Source organism: Lacrimispora brassicae, assembly GCF_054772055.1.
This window is the reverse complement of record NZ_BRYH01000062.1, coordinates 122,663-135,655: the sequence shown is the minus strand read 5'-3', so window position 1 is coordinate 135,655 and position 12,993 is coordinate 122,663. Positions and strand designations below refer to the sequence as shown.

At 43.8% G+C, this 12,993-nt stretch carries 11 protein-coding genes; 1 reads left to right on the top strand and 10 read right to left on the bottom strand.

Going from position 1 to position 12,993, the window contains the following annotated elements; genetic code table 11:
- Window positions 1-21: 21 nt before the first annotated feature.
- The 3 genes from ACYVD3_RS26675 to ACYVD3_RS26665 form a co-directional block, all read right to left on the bottom strand.
- Entirely contained in the window at window positions 22-1,398 is a 1,377-nt protein-coding gene (locus ACYVD3_RS26675) for an extracellular solute-binding protein (RefSeq protein ID WP_460645535.1), read from the bottom strand.
- Window positions 1,399-1,621: 223 nt separating this feature from the next.
- On the bottom strand, window positions 1,622-2,200 hold the full coding sequence (locus ACYVD3_RS26670; RefSeq protein WP_460645534.1) for a GTP pyrophosphokinase: 579 nt from the start codon (window positions 2,198-2,200) through the stop codon (window positions 1,622-1,624).
- Window positions 2,201-2,362: 162 nt separating this feature from the next.
- Window positions 2,363-3,145, bottom strand: a complete 783-nt coding sequence (locus tag ACYVD3_RS26665; RefSeq protein WP_460645533.1) for a YesL family protein — start codon at window positions 3,143-3,145, stop codon at window positions 2,363-2,365.
- A gap of 256 nt (window positions 3,146-3,401) precedes the next feature.
- Here ACYVD3_RS26665 and ACYVD3_RS26660 point away from each other — a divergent pair, with 256 nt between their 5' ends.
- A complete protein-coding gene (locus tag ACYVD3_RS26660) occupies window positions 3,402-4,103 on the top strand; it encodes a hypothetical protein (protein ID WP_460645532.1) in 702 nt (233 codons plus the stop codon).
- On the opposite strand, the gene ACYVD3_RS26655 is transcribed toward ACYVD3_RS26660, so the two are convergent.
- The 7 genes from ACYVD3_RS26655 to ACYVD3_RS26625 form a co-directional block, all read right to left on the bottom strand.
- On the bottom strand, window positions 4,039-4,788 hold the full coding sequence (locus tag ACYVD3_RS26655; RefSeq protein WP_460645531.1) for a GNAT family N-acetyltransferase: 750 nt from the start codon (window positions 4,786-4,788) through the stop codon (window positions 4,039-4,041). The genes ACYVD3_RS26660 and ACYVD3_RS26655 overlap by 65 nt on opposite strands.
- 4 nt (window positions 4,789-4,792) lie before the next feature.
- Entirely contained in the window at window positions 4,793-5,311 is a 519-nt protein-coding gene (locus ACYVD3_RS26650) for a peptidylprolyl isomerase (protein WP_460645530.1), read from the bottom strand.
- A gap of 436 nt (window positions 5,312-5,747) precedes the next feature.
- Entirely contained in the window at window positions 5,748-6,713 is a 966-nt protein-coding gene (locus ACYVD3_RS26645) for a choloylglycine hydrolase family protein (RefSeq protein ID WP_460645529.1), read from the bottom strand.
- A 194-nt stretch (window positions 6,714-6,907) separates the two neighbouring features.
- A complete protein-coding gene (locus ACYVD3_RS26640; protein WP_460645528.1) occupies window positions 6,908-8,950 on the bottom strand; it encodes a thioredoxin domain-containing protein in 2,043 nt (680 codons plus the stop codon).
- A 116-nt stretch (window positions 8,951-9,066) separates the two neighbouring features.
- Complete coding sequence (locus ACYVD3_RS26635; RefSeq protein ID WP_460645527.1) at window positions 9,067-9,903, bottom strand: ABC transporter permease; 837 nt, start codon at window positions 9,901-9,903, stop codon at window positions 9,067-9,069.
- Between the two features lies 1 nt (window position 9,904).
- Complete coding sequence (locus ACYVD3_RS26630) at window positions 9,905-10,825, bottom strand: ABC transporter ATP-binding protein (RefSeq protein ID WP_460645526.1); 921 nt, start codon at window positions 10,823-10,825, stop codon at window positions 9,905-9,907.
- Between the two features lie 876 nt (window positions 10,826-11,701).
- Entirely contained in the window at window positions 11,702-12,862 is a 1,161-nt protein-coding gene (locus tag ACYVD3_RS26625; protein ID WP_460645525.1) for an MFS transporter, read from the bottom strand.
- Between the last annotated feature and the right edge of the window lie 131 nt (window positions 12,863-12,993).

Below are 12,993 nucleotides of genomic sequence, written 5' to 3'. Positions count from 1 at the left end.
TGCGAAGAACCGCCTTATCTCTTATTTTTCACCGGAAAGAATTTCCTGCTGTGCCTCCTGCATCTTCTTGTTTGCATCCTGAGGCGTCATGGTAAGGCCGAAAACCTCCTGGTTGCCATCTAAGTGGGCGTTGGCAACACTTGGACTTAAGTACTGATCGTACCAGAGCTGGACAGCAGACGCTTTGTTGGCCGCTTCCACGATCTGCTTGGATAAAGGATCCGTGATCTTTGCTTCGATTCCCTTTAAGGGAGGAATCAGGCCTGCTTCCACAAACTGTTCCACCGTGTCTTCATCAGAGAGACCTGCAGCAAACTTAAATGCAGCCTCCAGTTTTTCCCCGGTACAGTTAAAGGAAATGAACTGGTCTCCCAGGGTCCCGCAGAGAATGGAAGCATCCGCAGACGAGCCATCTACGGCAGGAACGCTGAACCAGCCTACCTTGCTGTAGAAATCACTTCCCCCCTCTTCACTGTCGGTTTTAAAGGCAGCCGTATTCCAGGAGCCTGTCAAATACATGGCTGCAGCCTCCGTATAGAAAAGCTGCTTTGCCTGTCCGTCATCCTCGCTCATGGAATTAAAGCCATCAGGAAAATATCCTTTGTTTACCCATTCCTGAATCTTTTCTCCCCCATAGACAAAACATTCATCTTCAAAGCTTCCGCTGCCGTCGCATGCCTTTTGGAATGGTTCTAAGCCGCCCTTTCTGGCTGCCAGACACTGAAAATACATGGAGCCGGTCCATTTTGGCCCGTTGGCAAGAGCAAATGGTATGATGCCCTCAGCCAGGAATGTATCACATGCTTTTTCCAGCTCTGATAAGGTGGAGGGAACCTTTACATTGTATTTATCAAATAAATCCTTATTGTAGTAAATACCTGCTATGGAGATGTTTTTTACGGGTATGCCATAGATTTTCCCGTTATAACTGGCCTGTTCCAGGGCGCCTTCCATAAAGCGGTCCTTCAGTCCATATTTTTCATACAGCTCATCAAGGGGCTGGGCAAAGCCCGATTTTATGTACTCGTTCATAGGTCCGCCGGACCATGTGGTATAGGCATCCGGACACTCCCCGGAGCTCATGGCGATCACAAGCTTTTCCTTGTATTTATCATTTTGTGTGGGCTGGTTATCGATTTTATAGCCATTGCCTGCTTCCGCCTCAAATTTGTCCATGGCGTACTCGTAAATCTTCTTGTCTGCTCCCTCTGTCCCCACATTCCAGAACACAATATTCTTGTCTTCGCTGTCAGCCTTGCCTGTGTCTGTGACGGTTCCGCCGGCCTGAACTGCCCCTTTCCCGTCTCCCCCAGTTGCATTGCTCCCGCATCCGGTCAGTGGCATCCCCATTATGGCCGACATGACAACTGCTGCTATTGCTGCTGTTCTTCCTTTCATAGCTCCCTCTCCTTTTTGAATTTTATGATAGTATTATAGTACTAAAACAGAATTCGGAAAGCTATTTAATATTCTGTCTGAAATCTATAATATTCTTACCTTATTGTCTGCCTGTGCCAAAAAGCACGGCAATTCATGGTCTGAAGATAAAATAAAAGGGCATGTTCCAAAGCTATGGTCTTTAGACTCATAACTTTGGAACATGCCCTCACTCTTTTTTATCTCAGAGAAATTCCTCCATCTCTTCTTCCATCTTTCTTAAGGCCATGGCATATTCCCTAAATTCCTCTGCCGCCTGTTCTTTTTGTTCTCCCTTATAGCAGATGCGGTGCTCCATGCTGGCCCATAAGTCCATGGACATGGTGCGAAGCTGTATTTCCACCGGATAGTATTCCATGCCGTCGGTGTGATAAACCGGAACCCCAAAAACCATGTGAAAGCTTCGATACCCATTTGGCTTTGGACCGGCAATATAATCGCTTTCCTTTATGATCACAATATCCGACTGCTTCTTTAACAGGCCGACAACGGCATAAATATCCCTTACAAAATAGCAGATGACCCGGATTCCGGCAATATCCGTCAGATAGTTTCTGGCCGAATCCGCGCTGGCATCATATCCGTTCTTCTCCAGCTTATTCTCAATGCTTTCCTTTTGCTTGATTCTGTGCTGGACATAGTGGATGGGGTAATTCTGATACTTCCTTCTGTAATCATTATTCAGCACCTCCACTCTGACACGGATGTTCTTAAGGGCATCCTCGTAGGGCTGGATAAAACAGAGATACTCTTCTTCAGTCATATTCCACCTCCCAGGCATTTCCTTGTCCAGTTATCAAGTATATCTTTTTTTTGTGAACATATGGTGTCCATAATATGAAATCCCCATAAAATGCCATAATCCAGAGATTAAAAAACAGCCGGACAGGGAGCTGTGTGCGTCCCTGACGGCTGCGGGCAGAAATTATTCCTGCCAATCTTGTGTGTTTTCAGTCTCTGTTACTTCTTTCCCAGGTGCCTCTTCCCCAAGCTTGTCACCCTTTGCCATCAACAGGCTGCTTACAGACTCATCCTCATCTGCAAACAAAGGTCTCAGCTCGTCGCTTCTTTCCTCCTCCTTTGGCATGTACAGATTGAACACAGGAGCCAGGATATAGGAATTGATAAACGCCAGCAGGGGGAAACCAAACAGCATGAATATCATCAGCATGGGCGGTACCATGAATACGAATGCCGCCGCCACCAGGACCCCGTCAATGGCAATCATTCCAATGGTGCGGAATAAATGGCGCAGGGACATGAAAAATGCATTGAAAAAGGTGCGCTTTACTGAGTTGACAAACCTGGCCTGCAATGGGAAAACATACGTAAAAACAGCCCCATAAATAAGTACCATTGCCAGAAACACCGTAAGCATCACCGTCCGGAAGGACCCGGAGCCTGTAAACAATCTGGTAAAGAAGTACACATCAATCCCAAGGATCACTCCCACGGCCAGAAGAATGAGCCAGATCACCGTGGACTGCTTAAAGTTTTCTTTAAAAGATTTAAAAAAAGAGCGGATGGTATATCCATCATCATCTCTTACAAGCTTCAGGGTCACATAGTATACGGCTGTGGTAGAGGCTCCTATGGTAAAAATCGGGATGCTGCACACCAGCCACAGGATATTCAAAAGAATCAGATCTCCAAATTTACCGATAAACCGCCATACCGGATTATCATAATTAAAAAAACCAGAAAACATACGTTTTTCCCCTTCTCATAATGACATTAAAGGATATTATAGCGGATTTGCTTTTAAAAAGCAAACGTTCTCCCTTATTTCACCAAAATTTTATAATTATTTTAATGAAAATCCAACATTGTGTGATATAATGAGCCCAAGAAAGCAAAGGTGAGCCTGCTCATCAGCGCGAAGGTTGAATGTTGATCATCATGAATCCCAGGTTCATGATATAATCAGAAAAGTACTTGCAATAAAAAAGAAAGAGGCATAAATCATGACCCCATACGAAGACAAAACCCTAAAGGACACCCTCCATGAGGAAGGTCACAAGCTGAAAAATATGAGCGCAAAAGACAAGTTTTGGTACATCTGGGAATATTACAAAATCCCTATCATCATTGTCATTGTGGCCGTTGCCCTTATTTTTTCCATCGGTTCCGCCGTCTATAACAACCGGTTTGAAACCGCTCTTTCCTGCGTCATTTTAAACAGCAGCCCCGCCGGCGAAGCCGATTCTGTAGATGATTACTTTAACCAGGGCTTCCGCCAGTTCATTGACCTTAAGGAGGATGTAAAGATCGATGTGGACTACTCCATGTCTCCTACCTTTGACGAATCCTCCATGAATGAATTTACCTATGCACAATTGGCTAAAATAACCGCCATGATATCCAGCAAGGGACTGGACGTTATGATCGGAAAGCCGGATACCATGGACCACTTTGGGGAAATGGGCGGATTTGTGGACTTAAAGGAACTCCTCCCTGCCGACCTTTACGACAAGATGAAAGAGAACCTCTATTTTATTACCGATCAGGAGACCGGCGAAAAAATAGCCTGCGGTCTTCTCATAAGCGGCACGGATTTCAGCGGGAAAACCGGCCTGATCATCGATGACCCGGTTCTTGCCGTTATGAGCAATTCCACTCATACAGACACAGCCCTGGAACTGATCCGCTATGTGTTCGGGCAATAAGCCTAAACCCCAGATCCTGTGCAAGCTTTATTGACCCCAGATTTCCCTCATGGATCCTTGCATAAATCTTCTCTGAAACAGCAGAGGTGGCATAGGAAAGGATGGCCCTGCAGGCCTCCTTCCCATACCCTTTCTGCTTATATGGTGAAAAGATATGATATCCCAGTTCCACCGGGGTATCATTATTTTTTATTGCCTTTAAAAGCTCGTCCTGCCCGTCAAGCTCTAAATTGGAGACGCCTGCCTTTCCCACAAGCTGCCCGGTGCCATGGTCTACTACCGCCCAGATGCCGTACTCATAGAAGCCGTATTGATGCCTGATGTAATCTTTTAGGGATTCTTCCTTTAAAAACAAGGCTCCTGACGTCCCGGCCTCAGGCTCATCCGGTATGGAAGCAAAGTCACTGGGCATAAACTCCCGGATGGTCAGACGCTCTGTTCTGGCAATATTCCAGGGCAGCCCCTCTTTTCTCCTGACGACCCGTTCTAAAAATGCTTCGTCAATGTCCTCAAGGGATTCCACCACATAGGCGGCAGGAGCAAGATTCTGATCTGTCCGCCGGCTGTCCCATAAACCAACAACAGCCCTGCCTTCCGCAAAAGCAGAACGCAGGGCCTCATGATCGTCGGATATGGTAACCTGGAAGACATTTCCTTCTATTGTGATCTCTTGTTCCCAGGTCATGGCCTTAACAGGTCTCAGGTTCCTGATATTCTTCTCCAAAGGTTTCCACAGTCATGGACTGGATCTTCTGCTCGGTCATGGGGCGGTCATTGTAATCCGTTTTCACATCGGCAATTTTGTTTACAATATCCATGCCCTCGGTGATCTTGCCGAATGCGGCGTAGGAACCATCCAAATGGGGAGATGCCTTGTGCATGATAAAAAACTGGGAACCGGCGGAATCGGGGTGCATGGCCCTTGCCATGGAAAGCACTCCCTCTGAATGCTTAAATGCATTGGAAACACCGTTCTGGCTGAACTCTCCCTTAATGGAATAGCCGGGGCCGCCTGTTCCGCTTCCTTCCGGACATCCGCCCTGAAGCATAAATCCATTGATGACCCTGTGGAAGATCAGTCCGTCATAAAAACCTTTTTTTACCAGACTGATAAAATTATTTACTGTGTTTGGTGCAATTTCCGGATAAAGCTCTGCTTTCATTACATCGCCGTTATCCATTGTAATCGTTATAACCGGATTTTTCATGTTTTTTCCCTTTCCTCTCTATTGCCCATGTGTTTGGGACATAAAGGTATGCCTGTATAGGCATTGCCTGCGTCAGGTTCCGCATATGGCTATATTTTATCAAATACTCCTGTGTTTGTACAGCCCCATTTGAAAACAGATCTTGTCCTGGAATTTGGATCCGTTCATACTTTGTTTAAATTTCATTCAAAAACCTTTTACATAAACAACATGATTTCTTCATGTTTCATGGATATACTTAAAATGTAAAAACAAATTGCTTATAAGATTTTTTTTCATAATACTCGAGCTGATAATTTATTATCAGCTCTCCTCCCTTTTTGGAATAACTTTTTGATGGTGTACTCCATGACCGGCTCCCAAAGCCAGTCATAGAATATGCCATTTTTTTTGTGCATTCCGTTTAATGGAGGTTGTGTTTGTGATGGGTCACTTTCTATAATCCTCCCAGGCTCACAAGATCCGGGAATTGGATGTGGTCTTCAAAAAGGCTTGCCGTTCCCACCTGGATATTGTCATAGGTCTTAAAAAAATATTCACAGGTAGCCGTATTGATAAAGGCCGTATACTTTGTGTAATCATAAGTATTCAGCCTTGTTATGACTGCCCCCTTTGGTATGGTAACGCTCTCCATCACATGAAAGCAGGAAACCACTGCTTCCGTGCGGTCTTGAGGGATTGGAATAAATGATTTTAAATAAGCGGCCCTGACAAAACGCTCCGGAGATGTAAATCCTCCCGGCAGAAGCTGGGTGCCTCCCGCCTGTCCAAATGGAGTCAGGTGGACACTTCCCCAGTAAACCTCCTCAGACTGATAGGGGGAGGCCTCCATATAATTTCTTAAGTTCGTCATATGCCACTGAAAGTCAGGACTGTTGGCCATAACGCCTATGGGATTTCCAATTACTTCCATGCCTTTTTCCGTCAGCTCAAGGACAACGCATTCCCCGCTTCGGTCAACTGCGATCCAGTGCAATGGGGCAACGGTCTGTGTTACCGGATCTTCAAAGCCCACAATGGAAAGATTCTCTAACAACTGCCGCAGATCATCGATATCTGCGCATCTTCCCAACATATAATGAAGAAAATCAAAGGATGCGATTTGCTCCCCTGATTCTTGATCCGGCATGGTATCATATTTTGCATAGCCTGCAAAATAAAGGGTGGCCGCCGCAAATCCCATTTCATTGACTCCGTCAAAAAATGCAAGGATCCCATCCAGTTCCTGTCCAATGCCAATAAAGCGGTAGGTATTGCAGATTTTTTCCATGTTTAAAACATTATCCCATTGATAATTCTTTGGAACAATGTAAAGATGAGGGTCAATGTCATAAGAAAAATCCATATTTCTTCCAAAAAAAGTCTCTCCTTGCTGGGACTTCAAGGTGATTGCCGTGCACATACAAACTACCTCCCATTTTGTAAACTGCTTACTTATTTATATGGGAGCCTATAGTTTTTATGTATGTAATATGCCAGGAGAAGGACGGGGATGCCGTAAAAAAGCCCCTCCTTAAAATGAAATACAAAAAACAAGCCCTGATTCGTCTGAAATGACATTTCAAGGCTCATTTATTTTGCAGCACACCTTACATCCTACAGGGACCCCAGCACTTTTATTAATTCTTGCATACTTTCTACAGGCTTCCTGCATGTCCCATTGCGGCATACATAATAATTACTTCCCTCAGTGGGAATGGGATAATCCGCCGTAAAGGGAGCGGTCTCAGACAGGACTTCCTCGTTCAGAGGAGTTTTTAATATCACGCTCACATCAGGCGTCCGGCTTCTTTGTAAGTCCTGTATGTCTTTTAATATAGAATCTTCAGCGGAAACACAAACAATTTCCGTAGACGGATACAGAAGTCTTTGGAGTGCCAGCAGGGAAAAGCAGTAGTTTGCAGGGCTTTTCTCCACTTCCTGGGTCAGGTAAGAAACCTGCTTTTCAAGAACGCTCTGCCATTTGACTTTTCCGGTCAGATGGTAGAGCTTGCCCAGCACATAGGCTGCCACGGAATTTCCCGAAGGAAGAGCGCCGTCGTAAAGCTCTTTTGGACGGCTGATCAGCTTATCCCGGTCATGGGCATACATATAAAAGCCTCCCTGAGCTTCATGAAAAAACAGCTCAAGCATCTTTTCCGAGATTTCAGATGCAACAGTAAGATACCTGATATCAAAGGTGGCTTCATAAAGCTCCAGCAGGCCAAAGGCATAGAATGCGTAATCGTCAAGCTGGCCATCGTGAACTGCCTGCCCATCCCTGTAGCGGATAAAAAGCCTGCCCATATCAGAGGTCAGATTCTTCTCTATAAACCTTTGTGCCTTCTTTGCCCCTTCAAGGCACCATTCATCTCCCAGGACCTCATAGGATCTTGCAAGGGCCCCTATCATAAGGCCATTCCAGGAAGTCAGTATCTTATCATCCGTATGAAGAGTTGTCCTTGTTATCCGGTAATCATAAAGCTTTTTACACAGGTCTTTTATTTCTTCGCTGCTGGTTTCGTAATTTTCATTTCCAATGAGATTTGGAATGTTTTTCCCCTCAAAATTGCCCTTTTCTGAGATTCCAAACCATTTGCAGAACTCATCTCCATGGCTCTGAAGAACCTGTTGGATTTCGTCTTTCTGAAAAGTATAAAACTTTCCTTCCACCCCTTCGCTGTCAGCATCCTGGCCGCAGTAAAATCCGCCCTGTCCATCAGTGAGCACATCCCGGACATACCCAAGGATCCCCTTAGATACCCGGGCATAAATGCTGTCTCCTGTTATGGCAAAGGCTTCCGTATAGGCGTACAGCAACAGCGCATTGTCATACAGCATTTTTTCAAAATGCGGCACCAGCCATTTTTCATCAGTGGAATAGCGGGAAAAACCGCCTCCAATGTGGTCATAAATGCCGCCCCGGTACATCTGCCTGAGAGTTTTTTCCGCGGCCAGAAGGGCTTCCTTATCCTTTTCAAAAAAATAATGTCTTAAGAGGAAAATCAGGTTATGGGCCATAGGGAATTTAGGGGCACTTCCAAAACCGCCCCATCTCTCATCAAAGGACCGTTTTAATAAGCTGGCGGCTGAAAGAAACAAATCTTTTGAAGGTTCCTTTTCCCCGCCTTTTAAGGATTCGTCTTCCCTGTTCAGGTATCCGGTTATCTCATCCCCTGCTTCCAGCAGCTTATTTCTTTCATTTTCCCAAAGAGTCCGGATGGAGGATAAAACATCCAAAAGACCGGCAGATCCCCATCTTGAATATTTAGGCAGATAAGTCCCGGCGTAAAAAGGTTTTTGTTCCGGCGTCATAATGATCGTAAGAGGCCACCCGCCGGAACCGGTGAGCGCCTGGCACACCGACATATATACCGAATCAATATCCGGCCGCTCTTCCCTGTCCACCTTTATTGCCACATAATACTTATTAAGAACTTCCGCCGCTTCCTGGTCTTCAAAGGACTCATGAGCCATTACATGACACCAGTGGCAGGTGGAATAGCCTATGGAAAGAAAAACAGGCTTATCTTCTTCCATGGCCTTTGCAAATGCCTCCGGTCCCCAGGGATACCAGTTCACGGGATTATACATATGCTGTAAGAGATAAGGACTCTTTTCATTTATCAAATGATTAGAAACTCTATTTGGGTCAGTCATATTATCACCCTCCCTTCTTAAAAAGTATTTTTATTATTATACCCTGAAATAAAAAAGATAAAAGGACGCTTGTTCCAAAATGTGCGTCACACTTTATGGAATATTTGTTCCAACTGCTAACCCCAGAGCTCATTGGCATCGGTGGCGCTTCTGTTCAAGCGTGAGAAATCTGTTTTAACGAATGAACTGGTAGATAACAATAGAAACACCAATCCAATGATTAAAATGATAACAAAAGTCATAAATGGGGTAACTGTAAAGCCGTTAATATCAACTACCAGCCCTTCATTCCTAAGTTCAGCAATGGAAAGATTAGTTTTTTCCAAAACAATCATGCGGAAAAATGCGGTAGCATAAGTCATGGGATTCATGTAAGCAACAAACCTAAGGGTATCGGGCAGCATCGATAAGGGAATATAGGCCCCGGAAAGGAAGGTAAGGGGCATTGTCACAGCGGTCTTGACGATCTGAAAGGTTTGACCGTTACGAACCTTGGTTGCCATAAACAGCCCTGCACCGGAAAAAGCAATCCCAATAAAAATCATTGACATGAGAATATATAACGGGGTAGTCCAGGAAGTGAACTTAATTCCGATCAATAACCCTACCACCAATATCAATACCCCTTGTAAGGTAGAGACTGTAGCCGCAGATAATAATTGTCCCATTGCAACAGCAATTCTTTTAGCCGGAGAAACCAATACCTCTTTCATAAACCCGCTGACCATATCGTCAACGGTTGATGAGGCTAAATTCAGTGCGCTTTCAAACACCGTGGTTATGATAACGCCGGAGAGCATATAAGCAATAGGATTTTCAATAAAATCATTTTTAAAGATAGCCCCAAATACATAAACAAAGAAAAATGGGAATATCAGGGAAAAAACCAGCCCTGTTTTATTTCTCACAAAGGCTTTCAGCCCTCTTTTCCACAATGCAAACACAGTATTCATCTTAAGCTTCCTCCCTTATCTTTTTGCCTGTTATCTCCAGGAAAACATCATTAAATGTACCTTTCTTTATCTCGATATTGGTAACGTATTCTTTATGAGCACTGAGAACCTCCAACAAACGATCCAGGTGTTCGGCCTCCACTCTATAATAGCCATTTCTTTTTATATAATTTAAATCATATTCTGCCAGCAGACCTTCAAGCTCTGCTTCATTTTTTGTATTAATATATGCCTTGTCCCTTGTGTGCTTTTTCTTCAAAGCGTAGGGCGTATCATGAGCCACGATCACACCACCGTCGATGATTGCAACTTTATTGCATATTTCTGCTTCTTCCATATAATGTGTTGTAAGAAAAATTGTAATATTTCTTTCCTTCTGAAGCTTAATAATATACTCCCAGATATGGGCCCTGGTCTGTGGGTCAAGCCCTGTTGTGGGCTCATCGAGAAATAAAACTTTGGGATAGTGAATTAACCCACGGGCAATTTCTACACGCCGTTTCATTCCGCCGGACAAGGCCGCAACCAGCTTTTTTCTTTCGTTCACCAAATCCACCAGCTTTAAAACAAATTGTATGCGTTCTTCTACTTCTCTGTTAGGGATATTATAAAAAACGCAGTGCATTTTTAAATTTTCTTCAATGGTCATTTTTGCATCCAGAGTCGAATCCTGGAACACCACCCCTATGGTTGACCTGACCTCACTTTTTTGTCCGGTAACATCTTTTCCATCGATCAAAAGTGACCCTGATGTTTTTTCAAATATGGTACACAACGTATTAATTGTTGTGCTCTTTCCGGCACCATTGGGTCCCAGGAAAGCGAATACACTACCTTCTTCTACATCAAAAGATATATTATTTACGGCAGTAAAATTGCCGTATCTTTTGGTGAAGTTTTTAACTTGGATTATTGGGCTCATACGATTTTAGCTCCTCTATCGATTATATTGTGTTGAATGGGAATTTACATTTTGCCTGATTGTTATTATTTTACACTAAACTGTATTCTTATCTGCAATCTTCTAACTCTTGAAGTATCAGCATTTTTCATTCTGTAACAGAGAGAAAGTTTCAACATGGTTCGTACACATCATTCTGGTGGTTACAGTATCTGGTTCCACCTTGGAGGCAGGGTATATTTTCAAAAACCCCACCACTCCAGCTTGCTCCTTTTTTGGCAAAATCATGCTCTATTATAACATGGAAAACCACATTTTTCGATGTCTTATTAAAAAAATAATGTTTTAAAAAGGAATTTTCAAACTTTGAATGAAGCTGGAAAAGCCTCGCTTTCTCGCTCATTGCGGACAGAAGATTTGTAAAGAAATTTCCCTTGGTATCACTTTTACTATTTTAATACCTTAACTCCAGTAAACGAACTAAATTCTATATCTTCCGTTATTGCATAAGAATCAATTATTTGTAGGTATTTCTGATATGGTTGTGGCGTGGGCATCACTTCTTTTCTATTTTCTAATTTGAGTCAAAAAAAAAGGCGCCCATTTCTGAACGTCTTATATATACGAATTGGAATATTTATATTGTTTTATTTGTCTGCAATGACAAAATTGGTACCAGTGACATGTGCGCATGTAAACCTGCCATGACTTGAGCATCCCTTTCCTCATATAATCTGGCAGCTTATACAGAATCGGATTTTATTTCCATGGAGTACTGCACTTTACCATTGATACTTAGGTTTTACTTAAAGTTGATTTTTATACTGATATTATCTTCATTTCTGTACTTCATGGCCGCTTCCCTTTTGCCATATTTTACATGATGGTGACGATTTTCTATTTATTCTTAATGCGGTTTACATGTTCAACCAGCAGAATCATGGCCACTGCAAATACCATAAGGTAATAGGGGTATAACCGGATGGTCACGTGCTCCGCAATAAATCCCATAAAAAGAGGCATAAAGGCGGCACCTACGTATGCGCAGGCCATTTGAATGCCCATAATCGCCTGTGATAAATCCTTGCCGAAATTTTTTGGAGTTTCATGAAGCAGGCAAGGATAAACAGGCGCGCAGCCCATGCCGATCAAAATGAATCCGGCCCACAGGAACCGGCTTCCCTGAACTACCAGGATTGACAGGATCCCCAGAATGATAACCCCCTGTCCGATGCGGATCATTACCTTATTGGATAATTTCATGGCAGCGAACCCATTTAAAAACCTTCCAAAGGTAATGCCAAAGAAAAATAAAGAAGCCCATGTTGCCGCTGCCTCCGGGGAGATCCCCTTTTCCATTACCATATAGCTGCTGCTCCACAGCCCTGCAGTGGCTTCCAAAGCACAATAGCAGAAGAAAGCAGCAAGCACAGGCTTTGCTCCCTTTAGCCGAAGTAATTCTTTTATGGTTACAGGCTGGCTTTCCCTGGCTTCTTCTTCCGCTTCCACATGGCTTTTCTTCCAGAGAGGCAGAGAAAATATCAGCATTCCGGTCAATGCCATCTGAATAAAAGAAATGGAACGGTATCCCATGGACCATGACATGCCGCCGGTCAGAAAATATCCCATAATGTATGGTCCCGCGGTTGCCCCGACACCCCAAAAGCAATGAAGCCAGCTCATATGCCTTGCCTTGTAATGAAGGGCTATAAAATTATTCAGCGCTGTATCCACAGAGCCTGCTCCTAATCCGTAGGGAACCGCCCACAGACACAGAGCCAAAAAAGAGGGGGAAACGGAAAATCCCCACAAGGCCCCAGCAGTCATTCCCACACTGACAGCCGTTACTTTTCCCGTACCAAACTTCTTAATAAGGCGGTCGCTGTTTAAGCTTGAGAGAATCGTGCCTCCTATTATAATGGTTGAGATAATACCTGCATAGGATAAAGGAACTTCAAGCTGCCGGTACATGGCAGGCCATGCAGACCCCAGCAGGGAATCCGGCAATCCCAGACTGATAAAGGATATGTAAATAATAACAAGTAATACGGATAGCATGTGTTTTCCTCCCGCAAAAATAGTGATCCGCCGGCAAAGCTGAATCATAATCGTTTGCTTTTCATTTCATATTTTGATATTATAACATGGGATATAAGTATTTTCCTATATAATACTATTGAAATATGATA